This window comes from Streptomyces sp. NBC_00028, from assembly GCF_045041065.1.
GTDB lineage: Bacteria > Actinomycetota > Actinomycetes > Streptomycetales > Streptomycetaceae > Streptomyces.
This window is the reverse complement of the sequence record NZ_CP108293.1, coordinates 328,324-351,542: the sequence shown is the minus strand read 5'-3', so window position 1 is coordinate 351,542 and position 23,219 is coordinate 328,324. Positions and strand designations below refer to the sequence as shown.

General features: G+C 70.1%; 28 protein-coding genes and 1 pseudogene. 16 read left to right on the top strand and 13 right to left on the bottom strand.

The features are described 5' to 3' along the window. Positions 1-55: 55 nt before the first annotated feature. Positions 56-592 carry a TetR/AcrR family transcriptional regulator gene (locus tag OG885_RS01720; RefSeq protein WP_405724782.1) on the top strand — a complete coding sequence of 179 codons (537 nt, stop codon included), beginning with the start codon at positions 56-58 and terminating at the stop codon, positions 590-592. Between the two features lie 103 nt (positions 593-695). Here OG885_RS01720 and OG885_RS01715 read toward each other — a convergent pair whose 3' ends face one another. Then, positions 696-911, bottom strand: coding sequence for a hypothetical protein (locus OG885_RS01715; protein ID WP_405724779.1), 216 nt, complete (start codon positions 909-911; stop codon positions 696-698). A gap of 201 nt (positions 912-1,112) precedes the next feature. Here OG885_RS01715 and OG885_RS01710 point away from each other — a divergent pair, with 201 nt between their 5' ends. Beyond that, positions 1,113-1,562 carry a hypothetical protein gene (locus OG885_RS01710; protein ID WP_405724776.1) on the top strand — a complete coding sequence of 150 codons (450 nt, stop codon included), beginning with the start codon at positions 1,113-1,115 and terminating at the stop codon, positions 1,560-1,562. A 491-nt stretch (positions 1,563-2,053) separates the two neighbouring features. Here OG885_RS01710 and OG885_RS01705 read toward each other — a convergent pair. From OG885_RS01705 to OG885_RS01690, 4 genes and pseudogenes are all read right to left on the bottom strand, one after another. Continuing rightward, positions 2,054-2,164, bottom strand: a pseudogene (locus OG885_RS01705) (DNA-binding response regulator); the annotation flags it as partial. Continuing rightward, on the bottom strand, positions 2,118-2,906 hold the full coding sequence (locus tag OG885_RS01700) for a phosphatase PAP2 family protein (RefSeq protein WP_405724773.1): 789 nt from the start codon (positions 2,904-2,906) through the stop codon (positions 2,118-2,120). The gene OG885_RS01700 and the pseudogene OG885_RS01705, both read right to left, overlap by 47 nt. Then, entirely contained in the window at positions 2,903-3,508 is a 606-nt protein-coding gene (locus tag OG885_RS01695) for a phosphatase PAP2 family protein (RefSeq protein WP_405724770.1), read from the bottom strand. Before OG885_RS01695 ends, OG885_RS01700 begins: the two co-directional genes overlap by 4 nt. Further along, the gene (locus tag OG885_RS01690; RefSeq protein WP_405724767.1) at positions 3,505-4,173 is read right to left on the bottom strand and encodes a DedA family protein; all 669 of its coding nucleotides are present in this window, start codon (positions 4,171-4,173) and stop codon (positions 3,505-3,507) included. The genes OG885_RS01695 and OG885_RS01690 overlap by 4 nt, the downstream gene beginning before the upstream one ends. A gap of 125 nt (positions 4,174-4,298) precedes the next feature. Between OG885_RS01690 and OG885_RS01685 the strand changes: the two genes are divergently transcribed. The 4 genes from OG885_RS01685 to OG885_RS01670 all read left to right on the top strand — a co-directional run bounded on the left by OG885_RS01685 (position 4,299) and on the right by OG885_RS01670 (position 7,256). Beyond that, positions 4,299-4,667 (top strand): BlaI/MecI/CopY family transcriptional regulator, encoded by a 369-nt coding sequence (locus OG885_RS01685; protein ID WP_405724764.1) that lies wholly within the window; start codon positions 4,299-4,301, stop codon positions 4,665-4,667. Next, positions 4,667-5,596 carry a M48 family metalloprotease gene (locus OG885_RS01680; RefSeq protein ID WP_405724761.1) on the top strand — a complete coding sequence of 310 codons (930 nt, stop codon included), beginning with the start codon at positions 4,667-4,669 and terminating at the stop codon, positions 5,594-5,596. The genes OG885_RS01685 and OG885_RS01680 overlap by 1 nt, the downstream gene beginning before the upstream one ends. A gap of 77 nt (positions 5,597-5,673) precedes the next feature. Then, the gene (locus OG885_RS01675; RefSeq protein ID WP_405724758.1) at positions 5,674-6,324 is read left to right on the top strand and encodes a hypothetical protein; all 651 of its coding nucleotides are present in this window, start codon (positions 5,674-5,676) and stop codon (positions 6,322-6,324) included. Beyond that, positions 6,234-7,256 (top strand): zinc-dependent alcohol dehydrogenase family protein, encoded by a 1,023-nt coding sequence (locus tag OG885_RS01670; RefSeq protein ID WP_405724755.1) that lies wholly within the window; start codon positions 6,234-6,236, stop codon positions 7,254-7,256. The genes OG885_RS01675 and OG885_RS01670 overlap by 91 nt, the downstream gene beginning before the upstream one ends. Before the next feature lie 536 nt (positions 7,257-7,792). On the opposite strand, the gene OG885_RS01665 is transcribed toward OG885_RS01670, so the two are convergent. Further along, entirely contained in the window at positions 7,793-7,975 is a 183-nt protein-coding gene (locus OG885_RS01665) for a hypothetical protein (RefSeq protein ID WP_405724752.1), read from the bottom strand. A 41-nt stretch (positions 7,976-8,016) separates the two neighbouring features. Between OG885_RS01665 and OG885_RS01660 the strand changes: the two genes are divergently transcribed. From OG885_RS01660 to OG885_RS01650, 3 genes are all read left to right on the top strand, one after another. Continuing rightward, on the top strand, positions 8,017-8,358 hold the full coding sequence (locus tag OG885_RS01660; RefSeq protein WP_405724749.1) for a hypothetical protein: 342 nt from the start codon (positions 8,017-8,019) through the stop codon (positions 8,356-8,358). A 49-nt stretch (positions 8,359-8,407) separates the two neighbouring features. Further along, positions 8,408-8,641 (top strand): alpha/beta hydrolase, encoded by a 234-nt coding sequence (locus OG885_RS01655; protein WP_405724746.1) that lies wholly within the window; start codon positions 8,408-8,410, stop codon positions 8,639-8,641. 93 nt (positions 8,642-8,734) lie between these two features. Next, positions 8,735-8,971: a hypothetical protein gene (locus tag OG885_RS01650; RefSeq protein WP_405724743.1), complete on the top strand. Its 237-nt coding sequence runs from the start codon at positions 8,735-8,737 to the stop codon at positions 8,969-8,971. 95 nt (positions 8,972-9,066) lie between these two features. Here OG885_RS01650 and OG885_RS01645 read toward each other — a convergent pair whose 3' ends face one another. The 5 genes from OG885_RS01645 to OG885_RS01625 form a co-directional block, all read right to left on the bottom strand. Next, complete coding sequence (locus OG885_RS01645) at positions 9,067-9,600, bottom strand: phosphatase PAP2 family protein (RefSeq protein WP_405724740.1); 534 nt, start codon at positions 9,598-9,600, stop codon at positions 9,067-9,069. Positions 9,601-9,671: 71 nt separating this feature from the next. After that, positions 9,672-10,727, bottom strand: a complete 1,056-nt coding sequence (locus OG885_RS01640) for a YihY/virulence factor BrkB family protein (protein ID WP_405724737.1) — start codon at positions 10,725-10,727, stop codon at positions 9,672-9,674. A 69-nt stretch (positions 10,728-10,796) separates the two neighbouring features. Continuing rightward, positions 10,797-10,994, bottom strand: a complete 198-nt coding sequence (locus tag OG885_RS01635) for a hypothetical protein (RefSeq protein WP_405724734.1) — start codon at positions 10,992-10,994, stop codon at positions 10,797-10,799. 351 nt (positions 10,995-11,345) lie between these two features. Further along, the gene (locus OG885_RS01630; RefSeq protein WP_405724731.1) at positions 11,346-12,197 is read right to left on the bottom strand and encodes a hypothetical protein; all 852 of its coding nucleotides are present in this window, start codon (positions 12,195-12,197) and stop codon (positions 11,346-11,348) included. Between the two features lie 228 nt (positions 12,198-12,425). After that, positions 12,426-12,779, bottom strand: coding sequence for a hypothetical protein (locus tag OG885_RS01625; protein ID WP_405742541.1), 354 nt, complete (start codon positions 12,777-12,779; stop codon positions 12,426-12,428). A 741-nt stretch (positions 12,780-13,520) separates the two neighbouring features. Here OG885_RS01625 and OG885_RS01620 point away from each other — a divergent pair. Beyond that, positions 13,521-14,741: a protein kinase domain-containing protein gene (locus OG885_RS01620; protein WP_405724728.1), complete on the top strand. Its 1,221-nt coding sequence runs from the start codon at positions 13,521-13,523 to the stop codon at positions 14,739-14,741. Positions 14,742-15,004: 263 nt separating this feature from the next. Further along, entirely contained in the window at positions 15,005-16,438 is a 1,434-nt protein-coding gene (locus OG885_RS01615; RefSeq protein WP_405742539.1) for an MFS transporter, read from the top strand. A 19-nt stretch (positions 16,439-16,457) separates the two neighbouring features. Here OG885_RS01615 and OG885_RS01610 read toward each other — a convergent pair whose 3' ends face one another. Both OG885_RS01610 and OG885_RS01605 read right to left on the bottom strand, forming a co-directional pair. Beyond that, positions 16,458-18,305, bottom strand: coding sequence for a glycoside hydrolase family 15 protein (locus OG885_RS01610; protein ID WP_405724725.1), 1,848 nt, complete (start codon positions 18,303-18,305; stop codon positions 16,458-16,460). Beyond that, the gene (locus OG885_RS01605) at positions 18,302-18,430 is read right to left on the bottom strand and encodes a hypothetical protein (protein WP_405724722.1); all 129 of its coding nucleotides are present in this window, start codon (positions 18,428-18,430) and stop codon (positions 18,302-18,304) included. The genes OG885_RS01610 and OG885_RS01605 overlap by 4 nt, the downstream gene beginning before the upstream one ends. A 161-nt stretch (positions 18,431-18,591) precedes the next feature. Here OG885_RS01605 and OG885_RS01600 point away from each other — a divergent pair, with 161 nt between their 5' ends. From OG885_RS01600 to OG885_RS01580, 5 genes are all read left to right on the top strand, one after another. Further along, on the top strand, positions 18,592-19,188 hold the full coding sequence (locus tag OG885_RS01600; RefSeq protein WP_405724719.1) for a TetR/AcrR family transcriptional regulator: 597 nt from the start codon (positions 18,592-18,594) through the stop codon (positions 19,186-19,188). Between the two features lie 175 nt (positions 19,189-19,363). Next, complete coding sequence (locus OG885_RS01595; RefSeq protein WP_405724716.1) at positions 19,364-20,104, top strand: NADPH-dependent F420 reductase; 741 nt, start codon at positions 19,364-19,366, stop codon at positions 20,102-20,104. A gap of 137 nt (positions 20,105-20,241) precedes the next feature. Continuing rightward, on the top strand, positions 20,242-21,582 hold the full coding sequence (locus tag OG885_RS01590) for an NtaA/DmoA family FMN-dependent monooxygenase (protein ID WP_405724713.1): 1,341 nt from the start codon (positions 20,242-20,244) through the stop codon (positions 21,580-21,582). Then, positions 21,579-22,085 (top strand): flavin reductase family protein, encoded by a 507-nt coding sequence (locus tag OG885_RS01585; RefSeq protein ID WP_405724710.1) that lies wholly within the window; start codon positions 21,579-21,581, stop codon positions 22,083-22,085. The genes OG885_RS01590 and OG885_RS01585 overlap by 4 nt, the downstream gene beginning before the upstream one ends. 21 nt (positions 22,086-22,106) lie before the next feature. Next, on the top strand, positions 22,107-23,147 hold the full coding sequence (locus OG885_RS01580) for an MsnO8 family LLM class oxidoreductase (RefSeq protein ID WP_405724707.1): 1,041 nt from the start codon (positions 22,107-22,109) through the stop codon (positions 23,145-23,147). The last annotated feature ends 72 nt before the right edge of the window (positions 23,148-23,219 follow it).

Genomic DNA, 23,219 nt, shown 5'->3' with positions numbered 1-23,219 from the left:
GAGAGCTCTCCGGATAACGTAGTGGAGAACTCTCCACTTAGCAACGTGAGGTCCCGTGGTCCGCTCGGACGCCCGTGAGAACAGGGCACGCATCCTCGCCGCCGCACGCGAAGCGCTCGCTGCCGACGGCAGTACGTCGATGAACCAGATCGCCCAGCGCGCCGGAGTCGGCGCGGGCACCCTGTACCGCAACTTCCCCACACGCGAGGCGCTCGTCCTCGCCGTCAACCAGGACGAGGTCGCACGCATCACCGGCGCCGTGCCCGACCTGCTGGCCCAGATGCCGCCACTGGAAGCCCTCCGCCACTGGACGATGGACCTCGTCGAGGCCATGCGGCGCAAGCACGGCCTCGGCGACGCACTCACCCCGGGCGTGCACCAGGCGATCAGCGAGCAGAGCTACGGGCCGGTCATCGCCGCGATCACCGCACTCCTCGACGCCGGCAAGAAGGACGGAAGCATCCGCGTGGACGCGGCACCCGGGGACTTCCTCCAACTGACCGGCGCGTTGTGGCGTGCCGCGTCCAGCCCCGTGGACCGGGCCCCCCACATGCTCGCGCTCATCCTCGACGGACTGCGCACGCACGAGTAGCCAGGGGCCTCAGGGCACCGGGGGTGGCGCTGCCGTGCCGGTCGGCGATACCGCGGAAGCACTGAGGAAGCGCCGACCGACGGGTACGACACATCATTGCCGGTCAGCTTTCCCACGTGTTCGGTCCGCCGCCCCTCCAGTCGACCAGCGCGGAGCGGACCAGGTCCATCTCGTCCCAATCCTGAAGGCCGGCCTCCTGCACGAAGGCCACCACGTCGAGCAGGCCGTAGGCGATCCCGACGAAGTGCTCACCGATGCGGACGCGACGGCCGCCGTCCGCTGAGGGTGGGTAGACGACGACAGGCTGGTCGGTAACCATGATCCCAGCCTGGTGCTGGGGCGCGTGGCGCGCATGCGGAGGCAGCCCAGCTGGTAGGCCGATCGTGCCCGAGGGTGCGGCGGGGCTGTCCGATGGGCCGCTGGCACTGACAGCTCGTCGCCAATCGGCCCACCCTTGCCTGCGTAGGCCGGTCGAGGAATTTCGTTGCGGTGGATCAGGCGGATGCGGTGATACTCCGGCATGAGTAGAGACGCCGAGGTCATCGTGCTCGCCCGCTGGTCGGCCGAAGTGATGGAACCGCTGACCCAGGACGACCCGGAACGCACATGGAGAGGTCGCTTCGTCCCGATAGCGGGGCACTGGGGCTACGAGTTCGGGTGGGCCCTGGAGTTCGAGAAAATGCGTGCCCGCAAGGGCCTGCTCAGGCACCTGGAGTCGCTGCCGTGGCCGTATCCGCATACGGTGCAAGTTCTGCTTCGCGACCAGGACGACGACTGCTTCGGGCTATGGATGTTCCAGGAGGGCCGGCTGATGGAAGTCGCCATTCCGCGCACCGAGCGTTTCCACCAGCCGGCACCACCCCACGAGGACTTCGAACCCGACCCGGGCGTGCTGCTTCGCACCGACCAAGACAGCGCTCTGCCCGAGCAGACCCCAGAAGCACGCCGCGACACGCGCTCACCGTGGTAGACCGAGTTCGACAACCCATCTTGGTACGTCAGGGTTGTCGACGCGTGTACTCAGCGAACCGCGCCACCACTACCCAGGTTCCGAAAGGCTGTGAACTGGGCCAGCGGTGACCACCGTGGCGTCGCTCTGTCCTCCGGGCAGTGGTTGGGAGCACAGCCGGAAGGGGCCGTGGGTCTCGGCCGTGAGGCAGCGCTGTCCGCCGCGTTGAGCGAGTGCGTCGGCGACGTGGGTCGGCGGTCAGGCGTGCTTCCAGGAAAGCGATGGACGGTGTAGATCCACACGTTGGCGTCGAGGAGTTCGTCGTGGGCTGTCTCCAGGACGCGGACGGTGGTGTCGACGATCGTCACGACGGCGCGGGTGGGTGATTCGTCGTCCGCCTGGTGCTGGAGGCGGCGGCCTGCCACCGCGTTGAAGGCGACAGGAAACCGCGGAGTCGTCGCCTCCGGCGGAGAACCCGGCGCGCCGGACGGCGAGCCGGTGATGGGCGGTCAGGTGGCGCCTTCGGGCGCGGCGACGGCGTCGAAGTCCTCGTCCCGCAGTCCGCGCACCAGCACGTCACGCAGGGCGTGATCGTCCTCGACGACCAGGATGGTCCGGCGAATGGGTCCCTTTCTCGTCGTGTGCCGTGCTGGTGCGGTCATCTGCTGAGGCCGTCGGGTTCTTCCCTCCGCGCAGCGCGTCCTTGTCCTTCGTGCCGGGCGCCCAAGGGCTGGGTGCCCACCAGGTCACGGCGCACAGGCACACGCCCAGCCAGCCGAGAGCGAACAGCCAGCCCCCGACGACGTCGGTGAACCAGTGCACCCCGAGGTAGACGCGGGTCAGGCCGACCGACACCCCCCAGATGCCGATGGCCAGGGCGAGCGGGGTCCTGCCGCGCGGGCTGCGCGCCTTTACGGCGATGATGAGCAGCCCGGCCGTGAGGGCCGCCGTGGTGGTGTGACCGGAGGGGAAAGCCCATCCCGAGGCGTGCGTCTGCCAGTCCGTCGCGGGTGGCCGCGGCCGGGCGACGAACGACATCACCGCGTACCGCAGTAGCTGGCTCGTCCCGAGGCAGGCCAGGCAGAGGGCGGTGGCGAGGGCGCGGCGGCGCAGGGTGCGGCCCGCGATGATTCCGGCCAGCGCGGCCAGGACGTACGGGATGACACCGGTCCCGGTGGCGGTCAGCCCGCGGGCGAATGCCACCGCCACCTGCGGTCGGTGGCCGACGGACCACGTGAGAAGGTCGCCGTCCGTGAACAGCGGTGCGCCGTCGTGCCCGATGACGACCATCGTCAGGACACCGAACGCTGTCCATGCGCCGAGGCCGCAGGTCCCGGCCAGGTCGGCGATATCGCCCCGTTTCACGAAGCCACCAGCAGCCCGTGCAGACGGGTCGGCGAGAGCCGCTGTCCTAGAGCCCCCGCGTGCCCGCGCACCGCCGGCATGACCAGCAGCGCCGTCAGCACACCGACCACGACCCCGGCCACCACGTCATGGGGGTAGTGCGCGCCTACCCAGACCCGCGAGGCCGCCATCGCCACGGCGGCGGCGACAGCGACCGAGCCGAGCCGGCGGGAGACGAACAGCAGAGCGACGGCCGCGGCGGCGGCGATGGCCGCGTGGTTGCTGGGAAAGGACCAGTCCCCGGGCGCCGGGCACGCCTCCACGGTGACCACCCGCAGGCTCTGGCAAGGACGGTCCTCGCGCACCAGCAGCTTCAGGACCGCGTCCACCCCGTAGGCAGTCACCACGACGAACGGTACGGCCAGCGCCGTCACCGAGGCGGTGGCGCCCACCCGTCGGGCCCGCCACCAGGCGACGACCATGACCAGTGCGAACAGGGCCAGCCCGTACGTCGACCACACCGACACGGTGTCGTTCAGCCAGCCGGGAGCGTGGCGGGCGAGATCCACCACGTCCGTGTAGGCCCGGCCGTCGACCGACGAGCCGTCGAGGGCGAGATTCATCCGCGGGCCTCCTTCGCCTTCGTGTCGCGCCGCGAGCGCAACAGCTCGGCGGCCAGGGGGATCAGGGACAGGGCCACGACCACCGCGACCATCGGCAGCAGATAGCGGTCGACGTTGGGTACCGACGAGCCCAGCGCGTAGCCGGCGAGCGTGAGACCCACGCTCCACACCAGCCCGCCGGCCACCTGCCAGACGGTGAACGTCCGCACCGGCACCCGCAGGGCGCCCGCCATCGGGTTGAGGACCGTACGCACCACCGGAACGAAGCGGGCCAGCACGATCGCCTTCGCGTGCCCGTAGCGCTCCAGCAGCTCCTGCGCGCGTCCCGCCCCCTCGTGCAGGCGCTGCGAACCGCTGCGGGCCAGCAGGGCGCCGCCCGCTCTTCGGCCCAGGAGGTACCCGCACTGCGCGCCCGCCAGCGCCCCCACCGCCGCCGCGACCAGCAGCGGAGCCAGCGACAGCTTCAGGCCGCGGTCCGCGCTGCCGGTGCACAGCAGGCCCGCGGTGAACAGCAGAGAGTCGCCCGGAAGGAAGAAGCCGATCAGCAGCCCGGTCTCGGCGAACAGCACCACAGCGACGCCCAGCACGCCGAAGGCGGACAGCAGTGACCGCGCATCGAGCACGTTCACGGCGAGCTGCGACGATAGATGCAGGGCCGTAGTCATGTCGGGAGACCTCTCATCGTTGTCCGGGCGCAGGGCGCGCGGCAGAACTGCGACACCCGGCTAGCGACTACAATCTTGTAGACGGTCTACTCAACTGTAGACGACGGGGGAGTGAGGAGGGTTCCATGACCGACGCACGGGACGAGAGGCGTCCGGCCGGCGAGCTGGAAGCCGCCGTCATGGCCGCGCTGTGGGCCGCGGGAGCCCCGCTCACACCCGGACAGGTACAGACCGAACTCGGCACCGGACTGGCCCGCACGACGGTGACCACGATCCTGACCCGCCTGCACGAGAAGGGTGTCGTCAGCCGTGAGCGGCAAGGGCGCGGCTACGCCTACGTCCCCGTGCAGGACGCCCAGGGCCTGACCGCCCGGCGCATGCACACCGAACTCGACCGGGACACGGACAGGGAGGCGGTCCTGGCCCGCTTCGTCGCCCAGCTCAGCCCGGACGACGAACAGGTCCTGCGCCAGCTCCTGGACGGTGACGGGTGATGACGCCTCTATTGCTCCTGCCGCTGTTCCTGCCCTTCCTCGCGCCGTGGTCGGCCCGCCGGACCCTCGACCGTCTCCCGCCGGCCACCGCGCTGCGGGTCCTGACCGTCTCGGTCCTCGCCCTGGCGGGAGCGTGCGTCGGCGCTCTCGGTGCCCTCGTCCTGACCGGTCTGCTCAAGTTCCCCGCCTTCGCCTCCCTCGGCGAGCTCATCCACCCCCTGCGCACCCCCTCCGACCGTCTCGTCCTGCCTCTGGCCGCTGTGGCGACCGGCGTGCTCACCCTCAGCCTCCTCACCCTCGCCCGCTCGGCTTCCCGGCAGATCCGTGCCCTGCGCACCGCCCGCACCGAAGCCGACCGCCGGCCCGCCGCCGGTGACCTGTGCGTCGTCGACTCACCACACCCTGACGCGTACGCCCTGCCCGGACGGCCGCACCGGATCGTCGTCACCACCGCGATGCTGCGCAGCCTGAACCCCGCCGAACGTGAGGCCCTCTTCGCCCACGAACGCGCCCACAACCGGGCCGGCCACCATTACTTCCTGGTGGCCGCCGAGCTCGCCGCCCACTGCCACCCAGCACTGCGCGGGGTGCGTGACAGCGTCCGGCTCGCCGCTGAACGCGATGCGGACGAGGCCGCCGCGGCGACGGTCGGCGACCGGCGTCTCCTCGCCACCGCCATCGCCCGCGCCGCCCTCGCCGGCCAGGCCTCCCCCTCCACACGCCCGGCGTTCACCCCCGCTGCGACGACCGGCCCCGTCCCGCAGCGCGTCGCCGCCCTCCTGGCGCCCACCGGGGGCCGTCCGAGGGCCGCGCGATGGACCGCGTACCTCCTCGTGGCCTGCACGGCCGTGTCCGTCACCGCCGGAACAGCCGGCGTCGTCGACTTCCATCACGAGGTCGAGATCGCCCAGGGCGAGAACGGCATGTGACCGCTTTGCCCGTGCGGGAGGTGACCACCCGGAGCAGTCAGGATGCGTTCAGGTAGGCGATGGCACCTTCGCGTCTCATGACCAACGAACTGTCCCAGACGCCGGAAGCCGCACGCGAGGCCCGTGGCCCCGCCCGGCACACTCATCGCCTGGGCCTGAACAAGGTCCCCCAGGTCACTGTCTACTTCTGGATCATCAAGGTCCTGTGCACGACGGTCGGCGAGACCGCCGCCGACCTGCTCAACGAGAAGGCGGGGCTCGGTCTCACCGGCGTCTCGGCGCTCATGAGCGCGCTCCTCGCCGTGGTGCTGGTCGTCCAGTTCCGCACCAGCGCCTACCGCGCGGGCGTCTACTGGCCCGCCGTAGCCCTGATCAGCGTCGTAGGCACTCAAGCCCCGCGCCTGCCGGCCTCCTGGGGCGCCTCCGAGGACGCGGAATTCTCCGCCCGGAAGCGCTCCGACAGGCAGCGACCGGCGCCAACGTGCCCGGACATGCGGGCATGGCCGCCCCCGGAGACCATGAACTCGGCGAAGGTGCGGCCACGGCGTGCCGGACGGGCTCGCCTTCACGCCGGACGGGTGCGGCGAGCGACCTCCGTACGGATCAGGCACGAGGCAAGAGGCAAGGAGACGCAGACATGCGTGGAGTCATCATGCACACGAGCGGGGACGTCCGGGTCGAAGACCGCGAGGACCCGAAGATCGTCGAGCCCACCGACGCGATCGTGAAGCTGACCGCGACCTGTATCTGCGGCTCCGACCTGTGGCCCTACCGAGGAGTCGAGCCCGCCGACCGCACCCTCATGGGCCACGAGTACGTGGGCGTGGTCGAGGAGGTCGGCGACGCGGTGACCACCGTCAAGCCCGGCGACTTCGTGGTCGGATCGTTCGTCATCTCCGACAACACCTGCGAGATCTGCCTGGCTGGCTTCCAGTCCAAGTGCGTACACGCCGAGTTCGTCCACGGCGGCATCGGCACCCAGGCCGAGAAGGCCCGTATCCCGCATGCCGACGGCACCCTGGTCGCCACCCCCGCACAGCCCGACCCCGAGCTGATCCCCGATCTGCTCGCCGCCTCCGATGTACTCGGCACCGGCTGGTACGCCGCCGTCGCCGCCGAGGCCGGCCCCGGCAAGACCGTGGCAGTGGTGGGAGACGGCGCGGTCGGGCTGATGGCGATCCTCGCGGCCAAGCAACTCGGCGCCGAGCGCATCATCGCCATGTCCCGCCACCCCGAGCGTCAGAAGCTGGCCCGCCATTACGGCGCCACCGACATCGTCGAGGAGCGCGGGGACGAAGGCGTAGCCAAGATCAAGGACATGACCGGCGGCTACGGTGCCCACTCCGTCGTCGAGGCCGTCGGGACCCAGGAATCCTTCATGCAGGCCGTCGGCGCCACCCGCGGCGGCGGTCACATGGGATACGTCGGCGTCAACCACGACGTCCACATCCCCGGCATCCAGCTCTTCTTCGCCGGCATCCACACCCTCGGTGGCCCCGCGCCGGTCCGACGTTTCCTGCCCGACCTGATCCAGCTCATCTGGGACCGCACGATCGACCCCGGCAAGGTCTTCGACCTCACTCTCCCGCTGGAACAGGCCGCGGAGGGCTACAAGGCGATGGACGAACGCCGCGCCACCAAGGTGCTCCTCACCCTCTGACGCTCTGTAGGCACCGGGCCTCTCGCCGACTGCCCCCCACCGGCCACCTCTGCACTGCTCCACGTCCTTCTTCATCGCGGCCGTCATCGCCTGCGCGCCGGGCACATCCGGGTAGCCTGGCCAACTTCCGGTCCGGGGTGTGCGATGCCGGTCAGGGCAGTGTGGAGGGCCGGGAGCTCAACATCAGCCACCGCTTCCTGGTCGCCTCCGGCGACGTTGTCGGCGTCCGACTCACCACGCTGGAACACAGCGGCCCCGGGGCCGGTCTGTCGTCCAAGACGTACTGGTACGACGGCAAGGACAGCACCGACCCGCACAGCCATCGGACTGATCGCCGACGCCTTGCGCGACGCCTTCGTCACCGCCCCGAAGGAACAGCTCAAGGGGCGCGAGGCCATCGACACCGCCGCTCTCCACGACACGCTCTCCGACCTGAACTTTCGAGCCTCCGCCCTGAACGACATGGTCTTCACCGCCGACGGCGCACTGCGGGTGACCTTCGTCCGCGGTGCCATGGGCGCCCCGGCCGCCGGAGACTACGTGGTGACGTTCTCCAAGGTCACCGTCACCCCCTGGCTGTCCGCGTTCGGCAAGCGTGTCCAGCAGCAGACGGTGACGCCCAGCGGTTCGCTGGAACTCGGTGCGTCGAGCACCCCCACGCCGGTCGTGCCCACCCACATCGCCTCCGGGGACGATGACACCGACTGCAAGAAGGTCACGTGCGTCGCGCTGACCTTCCACGACGGACGGGCGGCACCGGGTGAAGGCCGCGACCACCCTCTCGTCCGTGCTGCGGGACGTGGACGCCGAGGACTGGCAGTACCGCGACGCCGCCAAGGTCGCCCAGACCGTCATCGACCAGGCGAAGCGCAACGACGTCGTCCTCATGCACGACATTCACCCCACGTCGGTCGCCGCGGTCCCGCAGATCCTGCGCACCGTCACCGCCCGCGGCTACCACTTCGTCACAGCCACCTGCGCGCCACCCTCTGACCGCCGGGTTGCCACAAACCGCTGTCTGCGGATCTCTACCGGTCCAAGGACTTCGGCGTCTCCCGCGAGTAGCCGGCGCTCGTCGTCGGCTCGCCGTACGGCGGCGTGAAGGAGCAGGGGGCGGGCATCCACGCCCAGAACCTGGCCAAGGGGGCTTCGTGGCCCTCGCCTTCGACACCTACAACGGCTACAGCGGCGGCGAGCCGCGCCACATCTCCTCCGCCGTCATCTTCGTCGAGGACTTCCACGCAGGCGTCGACTACCTCGGCACCCGTGAGTTCGTCGACCGTGAGCGCATCGGCGTGCTCGGCATCTGCGGCAGCGGCAGCTTCGCTCTCAGCGCCGCCCAGGTCGACACACGTATCAAGGCTGTCGCCACGGTCAGCATGTAAGACATCGCCCGCTACTGTTCCGAGGGCTTCGGCGGCTCGCTCACCGAGGCGGACCGCAAGGCCACGCTCGACCTGCTGGCCGAGCAGCGGTACGTGGAGTTCGAGGGCGCCGCGCCCACGATGGCCCCGCGCGGTGCGCCCATCGGGTTCGACGAGAACACCGACCCGATCGGCCGTGAGTTCGGCGAGTTCTACTCCACACCGCGGGGCTACCACCCGAACTCCATCGCCCAGTTCTCCCTGACCAGCGGCATGTCCTTCATGCACTTCCCGCTGCTGTCGAAGATCGAGTGGATCTCCTCGCGGCCCATCCTGCTGGTCGTCGGCTAACACGCTCACTCCCGGTACTTCAGCGAGGACGTCACCTCGCCTGACCGGCGGCTCTCGGCGTACCCCAGCCGAATGGGACGCCGGGGCAACCCCTCTCACCGCCAGCGCAGATGCAACAGCAGGCGCGGGGCATGGCGGGTGAGCCAGGCGCCGGCCAGACCGATGACCGCGCCGACGACGACGTCGCTGGGGTAATGGGCGCCGCTCTGCACCCGTTCGATGGCGACCATGGTGGCCGGTATCGCGCACAGGGTGCCGGCGGCAGGCCACGAAGGGGCGACGGCGGCCGTGAAGGCGACCGCGGCGGCGGTGTGCCCGGAGGGGAAGGACGAGGAGTCGGGGCGGTCGGCGACCTCGTCGTGCGGGATCCATTCGCTGGGCGGTCTGGGCCGGCGGGCGAGTTGCTTGCACACACCGTTGGAGGCCAGTTGCGCCACCACCACGGCGCTCAGCCCGGAGGCCGCCGCGACGCGGCCACGTGTTCCGCCCAGGGCGAGCATGAGTGCCGCGGTGCCGCACCACAGCTTGGCACCCTCGGCCGCCTCTTCCACCGCCGACAGCGCTTTGGCGACGGGCGGTGGTATTTCTGCGGCCGCCTGCTGCGTCAGCAGCCGGTCGGCTTCACGCATCCCTGCCGGCATCCTCATATTCAGCACGTCCCCAGGTCAGCGGCTCCACCCGAGATCGACCGCGTCCTCGGTCATGTCTCGTCCAGGCGACGCCGGTCCTGCTCGTCCCACGTACGGGTGTCGCGCGGTTGCGTGTAGGGCTCGGCCGTCGGCGGATGGCCGCCGGCGATGGCCCGCTGCCGTACGGTCTCCGCGTCGACCTCCAGGCCGAGCAGGATGGCCAGATTGGTGATCCACAGCCAGAGGAGGAAGACGATGACGCCGGCCATGGTGCCGTAAGTCTTGTTGTACGACGCGAAGTTGGCGACGTAGACCGCGAAGGCGGCGGAGGCGACCATCCAGATCAGCAGGGCCAGGAAGCTGCCCGGGGTGATCCACCGGAATCCCTTCACGCGGGCGTTGGGCGTGGCCCAGTAGAGGATCGCGATCATCACCGTGACGAGGAGCACGAGCACGGGCCACTTGGCGATCGACCACACCGTCAAGGCGGTGTCTCCGATCCCGAGCGCCTGCCCGGCCTGGCGGGCCAGGCTGCCGGTGAAGACCACGATCAGCGCGCTGATGACGGCCAGCACCAGCAGGACGACCGTCACCCCCACCCGCACGGGAAGGATCTTCCATACCGGTCGGCCCTCCGGCATGTCGTAGACGGTGTTCGCGGCGCGGATGAAGGCCGCCACATATCCGGAGGCGGACCACAGTGCCAGTACCAGGCCCACGATCGCCATGATGGAGCCTGTGCCGGCGTTGCCCTGGAGCTGCTCCACGGCCCGGGTGATGATGTCGCGGGCGGAGCCAGGAGCGAACTGCTGGATGTTGTTCAGCAGCTTGTCGGTGGTCGATTTGCCCGTCACGCCCAGCAGCGACACGAGTACCAGCAGCGCCGGGAACAGCGACAGCACCCCGTAGTACGTCAGTGCTGCCGCACGGTCGGTCAGCTCGTCGTCCTTGAACTCGCGCAGGCTGCCCTTCAGTACCGCCTTCCATGATCCTTTCGGTAGCTTCGTCGGCGTGTCCGGCGCCCTGCGCTCCACATCCGGTCCGGGTCCGGACGCGGCCTCGTCGGCCGCGGGTGCTTCATCGCGAGCGTCGTGCTCTTTTCGTCCGGGAAGATGCAATTTTGTCATGCGGGCCGGGTACCCCCGTCGGTCACCCTCAGCACGCCACCGTTTCTCTGCCCGCCCCGGGCCGCGCCATCAGGCCGCGTCCACGTGCCGCCCAGCGGTGCGCTGATCAGCGGACGGCTCGCTCGCGCCATGGATCAGGCGTAGACGATGGCGGCCGTGAGCGGGGCGGGCGTCCTGCGGCTTGTCGAACAGACGCTCCTCCAAGCGGTCCATTCCGTACAGCAGCAGCCCCAGCATCGGCATCAGCAGAACAGCCACGATGATCACAACACAAAGCCCCTCCTGGACGGCAACCCCCTCCGGGTGCCCGCCATGGGTGGGAAACCAGCGGGACTCTGTGAAGGTGTGGTGACTACTCGCGCACGCGCAGCCAACGGACCGAACGGACTCCAGCCACCTCGCCTGTCCTGGCTCACCCTCGCTGGACACGCCTCGTCGATGGGCCCTGATCAGCCTTGCGCCGGCATCACTGCACCCACCGGCTCCGGGTCCCCGTCACGGGTGTCGTTGCCACCCCGGCACCGCCCCCTTTGGCATCGATGATTGCCCAACAAGACCGTATGAACTCGGCGATTCGTCCTGCTCGCCCGTCCGGGCCCTACCGGCCTGACGGCGGGGTCACCCGAGACACAGCACGAGCAGACACACCTGCGTCGGTGACGTCGGAGACGTCGGTGCCGGTGTGGAACCGGTCTGGGAGGTGCCCGAGTCCGTGCTCTCGGCGGCTGCGGGCGTCGAGGGCTGCCCCGCCGTTGTATCGGTGGGGTCGTGATCGCTGTCGCCGGAGGAGGAGGCGGTGTTCTGCGGCTGTGGAACCGATGTCATCGCCGGGGCGGGAGGCCCGGCGGCGTCCGGCTGCGTGATCGGGGGTGTGGTGCGGGGCGAGGCCGCGACAGCCTGCCGCCTGGGGGCGCCGGAGGCCGCAGACTCCGCCTCGGGAGTCTCGGACGAGCGGTGCGGGGCGGGTGGCGTGGACACCGGGCGGGCGTACGCGGGCGCCTGCTTCTCCGTGGCGCCGGTGTTCTGCTGGTCCGGCGCTGTGGCCGCCCTTGTCTGGTCGGGGGAGTGCCGGTTCGTCGTGGCGATGGTCAGGCCGCCTCCGACGAGGGCGACGGCGGTAGCGACCGCTGCCCGCCGTTTGTTCTTCTTCCAGCGGGCCAGTTGGCGACGCCGGGCGGCTCGTCCCTCGCGCACTTCGGGGACGTCCGTGACGTCGGCAGGGGAGGCGGTGTACGGGGTCGCGGCCCAGTCGGCGTAGTGCTCCTCCTCGCCCCGCAGGGGGCCGCCGTTCCATGCGTCGGAAGCCGAGGTGTCGCGGACCTGATGTGCGGCCGGTGCGCTGTCAGTTGTCGCCGGCTGCGAACTGGTACGGCGCGCTGCCGGTGGAGCGATGTCCGGGGCATAGGCGCCGCACCCGGGACACACCAGGGCGCCATTGAGATGGCGACGACACTTGGAGCAGTAGTCCATCTGCGGTGTTCCGGTCTTCCTGGGTCGGCTGTCCCGTCGGCCCGCCAGGCCACGGCCTGTGCACGCTCGCACAGGAGATCGGCCAGTCACGCTAGCCAGACTTTCGGGCGCCTGTGTGCAGCCTGTGTGATGCTCCTGCGCGGATTCTCCGGGCATCGCCCGTCGGACGCCCCGCAGGAGCCACCCCACACCGCCGGGCGCGGCGGAACTGCAAAGGCTGTCCTGCTGTCAGGCGCGGCTGAGCCGTGCGGCGATTCCATGGCCGATCAGCAAATACATGACGGCCGGGAGACCGTAATTGAGGAGAGTGCGTAGTCCCTCTGTGTCCATCGTGAAAATGTCCTGCGACCACCAGGCCAGCAAGCCCGCGGTTTCCCGCACGAAATCGACGAATACGTTCGCCCGGTTCGCGTCGAGCAGGAACAGAACGATCCACAGGCCGAGCAGACCTGCCGCGGTGTCGGCGATCGTGCAGACCGTCAGGGCAGTGCGTCGGGCGGTGGTCTGCCGACGTACGGAGCGCTCCGGCGCAGCGGGCTGGGTGTACGTCTGATATCCGGGAGCCGGGTCAGTGTTGCTCACAAGGAATCCGATCTGACGTGGTGTGATCTCGGGCGCGCTCAACCAAGGCACTGGAATACGGCCCGGGTTGTCGCCCGCTTCTTCCTAACCCTGCGTTCTGCTGGCGCTGTTGCGTTACACCCGCGTCTGCGATGACCCAAATATGTCTTCCTGTTCTGGCACTTACTCAAATGTTCGGAAGGAAGGTGTATTTGCTTATGGAACGGCGACCCGCTGTCGTGACGAGCGGCGCCTCAACGCAGGGTCGCTCGGGCGCGGCTGCATCGGGGTCGCGTGCGATTCGTGATCAAGTCATGGTGACGCGGAGTACCCGCCTTCACGAGGGTGCTGATCTCGCGGTCATCTCCGTTCTGCCGTGACACTTCTGACAGGTGGCGCGCTGTGGGGAGTGACCCCGGGCGGGGTCATGGCGCCCCATCCTCCGGGGGAGGTATGCAGGCGCCGATCTGCAGGGGCAGGCCCGGTTTTCCCCCCCCCCGTGACTGGGCTTGCCCCTGCTTCTGACAGCCAGGTGCTCTCACCGTCGGCCAGCGTCCGGTGACGTACGGGTGTGACAGCCCCGGACTCCGGTGCGCTGGAGCAGGAGGGCCCAGGGGTCTCGCGCCGGCCTGCCCCATGTGTGCCCCGTGGGACAAGCGCACGTCCTGGGCCGCAACGAGCAGTAGTCTGTGCCCTGCGACCCGAATGGGCACAAACCATGCCATTCGGATCGGTGAAGGTACGAGCACCAGAGGGGTCGGGGTGGGTGTGCAGGGGCTGCTGGCGGGCCGCTATCAACTGCAGGAGCTGCTGGGACGCGGCGCGATGGGGGAGGTGTGGCGGGCGTCCGACCAGGTCCTCGGGCGTCTCGTGGCGGTCAAACTCCTGCGCGCCGAAGAGGCGGCGGACGCCGAGCGCTTCCGCTTGGAGGCGCAGACCGCGGCCCGGCTCAACCACCCCAACGTCGTGGGGATGTACGACTTCGGATCCCACCATGACCAGCTCTACCTGGTCATGGAACTTGTCGACGGGTGGAGCCTGGCCCAGGAACGCTCGCTGCGCGGCGCCCTGCCCCCGGCGGAGGCCGCATCCATGGCCGCCCAGGCAGCCGCAGGACTCTCGGCGGCGCACCAGCAGGGCGTGATCCACCGGGACATCAAGCCCGCGAACCTGATGCTCACCACCGACCGCACGGTGAAGGTCGCCGACTTCGGGATCGCGCGCTTCGCCGACGCGGCCGCCAGCACGTTGACCGCGACGGGCAAGATCCTCGGCACCGCCGACTACCTCGCGCCCGAACGGGCGCTGGGCCGCTCCGCCCAACCGGCCTCCGACGTCTACTCCCTGGGTTGCGTGCTCTACGAACTCCTCACCGGACGTCCTCCGTTCACTGGAGCGACCTCGCTGGCCGTGGTGCAGCAGCATGTCAGCGCCACCCCGCCGCCCCCCAGCAGACTGCGCCCCGAGATACCACAGCCGCTCTCCGATCACGTCCTGCACTTGCTCGCGAAGGACCCGGCCAACCGGCCCACCGCCGAGCAGGCAGCCGACCGGCTCACCAGGCAGCACGGGACACCGCAGTTGGCCGCGACGGCCAACACCGCCCTCATGCCCGCCCCACCCACCCCGCCGGCTCCCGTGCCGCCGGCCCGTGAGACCCGCACCACCAGCAGGCGCTCCCGCCCCCGCAGCCGCGGCAAACTGGCCTCCAGAGCGGTTCTCGGTGGCGCCGGCCTCGTCGTGTTCACCGCGGCCATGGCTCTCGGAGCATCGCTGAATCCGGGCGACGACGATCCTGAACCGCCCCCGTCGCCCACGCCCATGGCCGCCACCTCAGCACCCCCGGCCCACACCGCCCCGACGCTTCCGACCGCCGCTCCGTCCACGACGACGCCTCCGCGCGGAGACGATGACGAAGAGCGCGACAAGCGCCCGGGCAAGGACGGCAGAGGGAAGGGCAAGGGGCGACACTCAGACGACTGAGCGACCTGTGGCCGCTCGGTGATCCCCAAGCCCACCGAGCGCACCGCTCGCGGAGAACATCGACGTCCTCGACCTCGCACTCGCCCCGGACCCAGCTGACGGCGCTCGACCCTCCTCGATGGCGCCCTGCTGCGCGCCTTCCGACCTGGGGAGGTGGGCTGTGCGACGGTCGGAACAGCGGTTGCGTCACGTCGGCTCCGGGCTGCTCCTGGACGAAGCCGCAGTTCCTCAGGACATCGACTCGGCGGATGGGCAGGTGGCGCATGGCGGGGACGGCGGCGGGAGCCGGGGGAGGTGCGGCGGGGACCCGGCGGGTGCTCGCTCCGCTGGCGTTGGCGCAGTTCGTCTGCAGCTTCGCCGGCTCCAACATGAACGTGATGATCAACGACATCAGCGAGGACCTGGACACCACGGTGCAGGGTGTGCAGGTCGCGATCACGATCTTCCTGCTGGTGATGGCGGCCCTGATGATTCCGGGCGGCAAGCTGACCGACAAGTGGGGACGCAAGCGCTGCCTGCTCGCGGGGCTTGTGATCTACGGCGTCGGGGCCCTGCTCAGTGCCGTCGCGCCGGGGCTGGGCGTGCTGATCCTCGGGAACTCCATTCTGGAGGGCGTGGGTACGGCGCTGCTGATTCCGCCGGTCTACATCCTGACCACGCTGCTGTTCACCGACACGGCCTCGCGAGCGCGTGCGTTCGGCGCGATCATGGCGATGGGCGGGATCGGGGCGGCCGCCGGTCCGCTGATCGGCGGGCTCATCACGAGTGCCATCAGCTGGCGGGCCGCGTTCGTGTTCCAGGTGCTGGTGGTCGTGGTGATCGTGGTGCTCAGCCGCAAGATCGAGGATCCGCTGCCGCCGGACCGCGCCCGGCCCTTCGACACGATCGGGGCCGTGCTGTCGGCGGTGGGTCTGGTTCTGCTGGTGACCGGCATCCTGGCCGTCGACGACAACGGTTGGCTGGCGCTGGGCCTGTTGCTGGCCGGTGCGCTGGTGCTGGCCGGCTTCTTCGCCTGGGTGCGTGGCCGCGAGCGCGCCGGACGGGAGGCGTTGCTGTCCTGGGACATGTTCCGCAACCGCACCTCCAACCTCGGCCTGGTCACGCAGAACACGCAGTGGCTGATGCTGATGGGCGTGTCGTTCACCGTCGCCGCCTACCTGCAGGTCGTCCGCGGCTACGACGCGGTCGAGACCGGCGTCATCTTCACCGCCGCGACCCTGGGCATCCTCGCTTCCTCGCTGGCCGCCGAGAAGCTCGCCCGGCGCCGGGCGCAGCGCACCCTCATCATGGCCGGCTTCATCGTGACCATCGCCGGCACCGCCGTGTTGTTGATGCTGGTCGCCTGGCAGCCCGGTGCCTGGGCGTTCGCCCCTGGCCTGCTGCTGATCGGGCTGGGTCTGGGAGTGATGCTCACCCCGTCGGTGAACGTGGTCCAGTCGTGCTTCCCCGAAACACAGCAGGGCGAGATCTCCGGGCTGTCGCGCAGCATCTCCAACCTCGGTTCCTCGCTGGGCACGGCCGTGGCGGGCACGATCCTGGTGTCAGGGTTGAGCAAGGGCGCGTACGCGGTGGCGATGGCGGCGCTCGCGCTCGTCGGCTTGGGCGGGTTGATCGCCGCGGCTCTGCTGCCGCGCCCCGGCCGGCCGCCTGTCGCCTCTACCGGGACGACGGTTCCGCCGGCGGCGCCGCGGCAGTGACGCCGCGCGGTGCGTACGCTCAGCCGGACATCCCCTCGGCGCGGTCGAGCTCCTCGTCCAGGGCGAGGGCCGCGTCGATCAGGGCCAGGTGGGTGAACGCCTGCGGGAAGTTGCCCAACTGCTCGCCGGAAGGGCCGATCTCCTCCGCGAACAGGCCGACGTGGTTGGCGTACGTGAGCATCTTGGAGAACGCGTAGCGGGCCTGGGTGAGGCGACCGGCGCGGGCGAGTGCCTCCACGTACAGGAAGCTGCACAGGTTGAAGGTGCCCTCGGAGCCGCGAAGGCCGTCGGGGGAGGCGGCGGGGTCGTAGCGGTAGACGAGGCTGTCGCTGACGAGTTCTTCGTCCATGGCGTCGAGGGTGGTCAGCCAGTCGGGGTCGGAGGGGGTGAGGAAGCCGACCTTGGGCATCAGCAGCAGGGAGGCGTCGAGGACGTCGGTGTCGTAGTGCTGGACGAAGGCGCGGCGTTCGCTGTTCCAGCCCCGGTCGACGATCTGCTGCAGGACGGCGTCGCGTGCGCCGAGCCAGCGGGTGAGGTCGCCGGGGCGTGAGTGGGCGGTGGCGAGTTTGACGGCGCGGTCGAACGCGACCCAGGTCATCAGGCGGCTGTAGGTGAAGTTCTGTCGGCCTCCGCGGGTCTCCCAGATCCCCTCGTCGGGCCGGTCCCAGTTCTCCGCCAGCCAGTCGACGACGCGGGCGAAGGCGTGCCAGCCGCGGACGGCACCGATGTCCTCGGTCTGCGCGAGGGCGTAGGCGGCCTCACCGTAGATGTCCAGCTGGATCTGGTCGGCGGCGGCGTTGCCGGCCCGTACCGGGGCGGAGTGGCGGTAGCCCTCCAGATGATCCAGCACCTCCTCCGTCAGATGCGGTTCGCCATCCACGCGGTACATGATCTGCAGCGGCTCGCCGGAGCCGGTGCCGCCGGCGTCCAGGCGTTCGCGCAGCCACCGGCGGAAGGCGTTCGCCTCCGCGGTGAAACCGAGGTCGATCAAGGACCGCACGGACAGGGAGGCGTCGCGGACCCAGGTGTAGCGGTAGTCCCAGTTGCGCTCCCCGCCGATCTGTTCGGGCAGTCCCATGGTGGCTGCGGCGATCGGGGCGCCCGTGGGGGCGTAGGTCAGGAGTTTGAGGGTGATGGCGGAACGGGTGACCATCTCGTGCCAGCGGCCGCGGTAGCGGGAGGCCCGCAGCCAGTTGAGCCAGAAGGCACTGCATTCCTCGAAAGCGTCCCGGACCGCTTCGGCGGAGGGTGTGGCACCGCCGGGACGGCCACTGAGGGTGCCCGTTGGGCCGGTTTCGCTGGTGAGGACGACCGCGGCCCGTTCTCCCGCCCGTAGCGTGAAACGGGCGGAGACGTCGGTGCCGTCCGGATGCAGGGTGATCGGCGCGGTGACCTGCAGGTGCAGGTCGGTGCCGGGGCCGCGGAACAGTACCGATCCGTCGTCCAGGGGCGTGAGGTCGTGCGGTGCGCGGCCGTAGTCGAAGCGGGGCCGGCAGATCAGCTCGAAGGGCATGCTGCCGCGTACCACCCGCACGGCCCGGATCAGCCGGTGTCGCGACGACGGCGTCGTCGACGGATCGGGAGGCATGAAGTCGACGACCTCACCGACGCCGCTCGGGGTCATGAAACGGGTGATGAGGATCGCGGTGTCGGGGAGGTAGAGCTGGCGCACGGTCGCGTCGTCGCCGACATCTGCCGCGAGACGGCAATGGCCCCCGCGGTCGCTGTCGAGCAGCGAGGCGAAGACGCTGGGGGCATCGAACCGCGGTGTGCACCACCAGTCCACGGTGCCGTCGGCGGCGATCAGCGCCGCCGTCTGCAGGTCGCCGACGATGCCGTGGTCCGCGATCGGGGGGTACTCCTTCACAGCGCCTCCTCGGCTGCGGCGGCGAGGGAAGCACACCGTCCCCGCACCAGCGCGATCCCGCCGCCCGGTCCTCGCGTCGGGTTGCGGACGGCATCACTGCCACCGCCCAGCGTTGTGCCCATCATCGCGACATCGGGCGCCCCCAGCCACTTCTGGCCGCGGCCGCTGGAGTCCCTTCTGCGGTGCCTCCGACTTGACCGGATGCTGCCTCCGTTTTACTGTGGAACCAGTACGGAGGTAGCCTCCGTTTTATTGGAGCTACAGGATCGCGGAACCAGGAGGGAACATGGGCGCCAGTGGACAGCAGGGGCGCAAGCCCCGTGCGGATGTCCAGCGCAACCGTGCCGCCCTCCTGGAAGCGGCGCAGCGACACTTCCTGAGGTACGGCGTCGGTACGTCCCTGGAGGCGGTGGCCAAGGAGGCGGGCGTCGGGCCCGGCACCCTCTACCGGCACTTCCCCACCCGAGAAGCGCTGCTGGCGGCCGTACTGCAGACGCGCTCCGAAGAACTGGTCGCGCGTCAGGAGGAGATCGCCCGCCTCGGTGACGCCGACAAGGCGCTGGAGCAGTGGCTGCGCGCGCTGGAGGAGTACTTCAGCGCGTTCAGTGGACTGCCGGAGCCGCTCATGGCCGCGGCCAGGGCGCTCGATCCCGGCAATCCGCTGACCGTCCCCTGTGACATCCTCACCACCGCCACCGACGAATACGTCCGCGCGGCACAACGCACGGGCACCGTACGGGAGTCGGTGCAGGGGTACGACCTGTTCCTCGCGGCCTGTTCCGTCGCCTGGATCAAGGGCACCGGCGCAACCGACGAGGAAGCCCTCAACCGGCTGCGCGCGCTCATCGCCAGCGGCTACCGCGAGCGGGGCGACCAGATGTAGGCCCTCGGGCACGCATTTCCCCCGGCCGCAGACCCCGCGGCGGCCAGACGACATTCCCCATTCCCCATCGCGCGTTCCTCATCGCGCATTCCCCGTGCCATCCGGCGGCTGCCGCCGCGCGGTCATTCCGGCGTGCCGTCTCCCCGGCGCCACGCAACCTTCGAAGGGACAAATCATGAAAATAGCTGTTATCGGTGCAGGTGCCATCGGCGGCAACCTCGCCCACAAGCTCAGCGGCGCCGGACACGACGTCGAGATCGCGGACGCCCGCGGCTCGGAGGCCGTCTTGGCCGAGGTGCTGGAGAACGGTGCCCGCGCCGTGGCCCTGGAGGACTCCGTCAAGGACAAGGAGGCCATCGTCCTGGCGATCCCCTTCGGCGTCGCGGGGCAGCTGGCCGGCCTGTTCGCCTCCGTACCCGCCGAGACGGTCGTCATCGACACCGCCAACTACTACCCGGGTCTCCTCACCGATCCGATCGAGGCTGTGGACAACGGCATGGTGGAGAGTCAGTACACCGCCGAGCTGCTGGGTCGTCCCGTGATCAAGGCATGGAACGCGGCCCTGGCCGAGACCCAGCGCACCAAGGGTGTCCCGGCGGGCACCCCCGGCCGCATCGCCATCCCGGTCGCCGGAGATTTTGAGGAGCCCAAGCGGATCGCCATGCGCCTGGTGGACGACACGGGCTTCGATCCGTACGACGCCGGAGCGCTGGCCGAATCCTGGCGCCAGCAGCCGAACGGCCCCGCCTACTGCACCGAGTTGACGCTGGACGAGCTGCCGGCCGCCCTCGCCGCCGCGGACCGGGTCAAGGACGCGGCCATCCGCGACAGCCTGATGGAGCGCCGCGCCGCCGTCCTCCCGGAGAACCCCACCCTGGAGGACGTCGTCGAGATGAACCGCGCCGCTCACCGGTGACGAAACCCGCCGCCCGCCGGTCGCCACACCTCCCCGCGTGAGAGAGGCACCTGTTGCCGCTCCTCGCGCGGGGACCGGGCGCGGCCGGCCGCGCGGCGCACGCTCCGCCGCCCTTCGTCTCCCTTGAAAGAGCGATCATGACCAGCCAACAGATGCTCCTGTGCATGCAGTTCACCAGCGGCTACGGCGCCGAACCCGGCGCGTGGCGCCTGCCGGGGGCGAACCTGTCCAGTTACACGGACATGGACCAGTTCGTGCGGTACGCGCGAGCGGCCGAGCGCGGCAAGATCCAGCTGCTGTTCTTCGCGGACACCCCGGTCCTGGACGTGGACCTGGCACACCAGGCTCCGCACCACCCCATCGACCCGCTGCTGGTGATGACCGCCATCGCCCGCGAGACCGAGCGGATCGGCCTGGTCGCCACCGCCTCCACCACCTTCAACGAGCCCTACACCCTCGCCCGCCAGTTCAAGGCCCTCGACGTCATCAGCCATGGCCGGACCGGCTGGAACGCGGTCACCACCTCTGACCCCGCGGCCGCCGCGAACTTCGGCCGCCCCGTCCCGCCGCGCGCACAGAAATACGAGCGGGCACACGAGGTCATCCACACAGTCCAGGCGCTGTGGGGGAGCTGGGAGCAGGAGGGCTGGGTCCGGGACGTCGACGGCAAACGGTTCGCCGACATGGACAAGATCCAGCCGGTCGACATCCAGGGCCGCCACGTCGCCGCCCGCGGGCCGCTGCCCATCCCGCCGTCCGAGCAGGGCCAGCCGGTCATCTTCCAGGCGGGCGGCGGCGGTTACGGCCTGGAACTGGCGGGCCGTTACGCCAACGGCGTCTACGCCAACCCGCACACCATCGAAGACGGCCAGGCCCAGCGGAACGCCCTGCGCGATGCCGCGAAACGCGCCGGACGCGACCCGGACGAGGTGAAGATGTTCGCCGGTTTCATGCCGACGATCGCCTCCTCCCGTGCCGCCGCCCTTGAACGGCGCCGTTTCCTGGACGAGTCGGTCGACCTGCGCCAGCGAGTGCGCTACCTCGGCGCGATGATCGGCCTGCCGCTCGCCTACGACCAGATCGACGAGCCCCTGAGCGCCCGGCAGTTGGCCGACGCCGTCCCGAGCCCACACGACCCGCGCTCCGCACACGCCCTTCAGGTGGTCCGGGAAGGATGGAGCCTGCGCGATGTGATCGCACACGGTGTCATCGACTACCACCCGGTCGTGGCCGGCACCGCCACCGACGTGGCCGACCACATGCAGCAGTGGTTCGAGGCCGGGGCCTGTGACGGATTCTCGCTGGCCATCGACGGCTACCACGACGGCGTCGACGCCTTCGTCGACCAGGTCGTCCCGCTGCTGCAGGAACGCGGCCTGTTCCACCTCGACTACGAAGGCCCCACCCTGCGCGACCACCTCGGAGCCCGGGACCAGTACGGGCTCGACCCGCGCGTCACGGAATCACCCCAACGATGACCGCCACCCCGATAGCCGACGCCTCCGCCCAACAGGCGCTGCGTGACGCCATGGCCACCGTCGCCTCCCCGGTCGCCGTGGTCACCGCCCTGGACGGCACACGCCCGCACGGCACCACGGTCAGCGCCTTCGCCTCCCTGTCGCTGACGCCCCCGATGATCCTGGTGTCGCTGGACAACCAGTCGCGGCTGCTGGCGATCATCCGTCGCACCCGCCGCTTCGGTCTCAATGTCCTGGGCCGCCACCAGATCGACCTCGCCACCGCGTTCGCGCGCACAGGCCGGGACAAGTTCCAGGGAATCCCCTGGACACCCAGCGAGGACCTGCCCCGTCTGCCCGGCTCGGCGGCATGGCTCGCCGCCGAGGTCGACACATACGTCCCCGGCGGAGACCACACCGTCCTGCTCGCCCATGCCGTCGCCGCCGAACGCGCACCCGGAAACCCGAACCCCCTCACCTACCACCAGCGTTCCTTCGGCACCCACACACCGCTGGACACCTGAAGCAGCAAGGACAGACCGACCATGAAGCTCTCCCTCGTCGAACTGGCCACCGTAGCCCCCGGCGGTGACAAGCCGCAGGCGCTCCAGGACGCAGTCAACGCCGCCCGCCAAGCGGAGGACCTCGGCTACCACCGCATCTGGTACGCCGAACACCACGACGCCGCCAGCGCCGCGTCTTCGGCGCCGGAGATCCTCATCGCCCTGGCGGCCCACACCACCTCACGCATCCGGGTGGGATCCGGCGCGGTGCTGCTCAACCACTACAGCCCCTACAAGGTCGCCGAGACCTTCCTCCAGCTCGAAGCCCTCGCCCCGGGCCGCATCGACCTCGGCCTCGGCCGGGCCACGACCGGCCCCGTGTCCGACCTCGCTCTGCGCCGCGACCGCGACACCCCGCCCGCCGACGACTTCGAACTCCAAGTCCAAGAAATACTCGCGCACTTCGACCGCCGCTTCCCTGCCGACCACGCCTTCGCGCGCCTGAACCCGACCGCGGGCATCCCCACCCGACCCGAGGTGTGGATCCTCGGCTCCTCCGGCACCAGCGCCCTGATGGCCGCGGAACTCGGTCTCGGGTACGCCTTCGCGGGCTTCATCAACCCTGGCGGAGCCGCCCGGGCACTGCTCCGCCACGGCGCCTACACCCAGTCCGCCAGCGACGAGCCGACCGGCAACCGCGGGATCCTGTCCGTCAGCGCCGTGGTCGCCGACACCGACGCCGAGGCACAACGGCTGAACTGGTCCAGAACGGCCCTGATGGCGCGCCTGGCACGCACCGGCACCGCGGCGCAAGTGCCCACCGTCGACGAGGCCGCGCGAGAACTCACCCAAGCTGAGAAGGACGCGCCCACCGTCATCACCGACGGCCACTGGCCACGCCAGATCGCCGGCAGCCCCTCCACCGTCCGCGATCAGCTCGAACAGATGGCCAAGGCCACCGGCGTCGAGGAAGTGATGGTCCAGGACATCATCGCGGCCCCCGAAGCCAGGGCACACTCGCGCGCCCTGCTGGCCAAGGCACTCGACGTCACCCCCGTCTCACCAGCCAGGCCGTCCACCTGATGCGGCGACAACCGGACTGAACCCCCTCGAAGGCCCCTCCAGCCGACACCGCGCACGCCGCCATGGCCGCGT

Excerpts from the sequence above, each read along its gene's own strand:
- OG885_RS01585 (WP_405724710.1), top strand. The coding sequence starts at position 21,579 with ATGACCGCCACCCCGATAGCCGACGCCTCCGCCCAACAGGCGCTGCGT.
- OG885_RS01715 (WP_405724779.1), bottom strand. The coding sequence starts at position 911 with ATGGTTACCGACCAGCCTGTCGTCGTCTACCCACCCTCAGCGGACGGC.
- OG885_RS01590 (WP_405724713.1), top strand. The coding sequence starts at position 20,242 with ATGACCAGCCAACAGATGCTCCTGTGCATGCAGTTCACCAGCGGCTAC.
- OG885_RS01670 (WP_405724755.1), top strand. The coding sequence starts at position 6,234 with ATGCGTGGAGTCATCATGCACACGAGCGGGGACGTCCGGGTCGAAGAC.
- OG885_RS01605 (WP_405724722.1), bottom strand. The coding sequence starts at position 18,430 with ATGATGGGCACAACGCTGGGCGGTGGCAGTGATGCCGTCCGCAACCCG.
- OG885_RS01690 (WP_405724767.1), bottom strand. The coding sequence starts at position 4,173 with ATGACTACGGCCCTGCATCTATCGTCGCAGCTCGCCGTGAACGTGCTC.
- OG885_RS01600 (WP_405724719.1), top strand. The coding sequence starts at position 18,592 with ATGGGCGCCAGTGGACAGCAGGGGCGCAAGCCCCGTGCGGATGTCCAG.
- OG885_RS01680 (WP_405724761.1), top strand. The coding sequence starts at position 4,667 with ATGACGCCTCTATTGCTCCTGCCGCTGTTCCTGCCCTTCCTCGCGCCG.
- OG885_RS01580 (WP_405724707.1), top strand. The coding sequence starts at position 22,107 with ATGAAGCTCTCCCTCGTCGAACTGGCCACCGTAGCCCCCGGCGGTGAC.
- OG885_RS01630 (WP_405724731.1), bottom strand. The coding sequence starts at position 12,197 with ATGGACTACTGCTCCAAGTGTCGTCGCCATCTCAATGGCGCCCTGGTG.
- OG885_RS01710 (WP_405724776.1), top strand. The coding sequence starts at position 1,113 with ATGAGTAGAGACGCCGAGGTCATCGTGCTCGCCCGCTGGTCGGCCGAA.
- OG885_RS01695 (WP_405724770.1), bottom strand. The coding sequence starts at position 3,508 with ATGAATCTCGCCCTCGACGGCTCGTCGGTCGACGGCCGGGCCTACACG.
- OG885_RS01595 (WP_405724716.1), top strand. The coding sequence starts at position 19,364 with ATGAAAATAGCTGTTATCGGTGCAGGTGCCATCGGCGGCAACCTCGCC.
- OG885_RS01640 (WP_405724737.1), bottom strand. The coding sequence starts at position 10,727 with ATGACAAAATTGCATCTTCCCGGACGAAAAGAGCACGACGCTCGCGAT.
- OG885_RS01615 (WP_405742539.1), top strand. The coding sequence starts at position 15,005 with ATGGCGGGGACGGCGGCGGGAGCCGGGGGAGGTGCGGCGGGGACCCGG.
- OG885_RS01675 (WP_405724758.1), top strand. The coding sequence starts at position 5,674 with ATGACCAACGAACTGTCCCAGACGCCGGAAGCCGCACGCGAGGCCCGT.
- OG885_RS01645 (WP_405724740.1), bottom strand. The coding sequence starts at position 9,600 with ATGCGTGAAGCCGACCGGCTGCTGACGCAGCAGGCGGCCGCAGAAATA.
- OG885_RS01685 (WP_405724764.1), top strand. The coding sequence starts at position 4,299 with ATGACCGACGCACGGGACGAGAGGCGTCCGGCCGGCGAGCTGGAAGCC.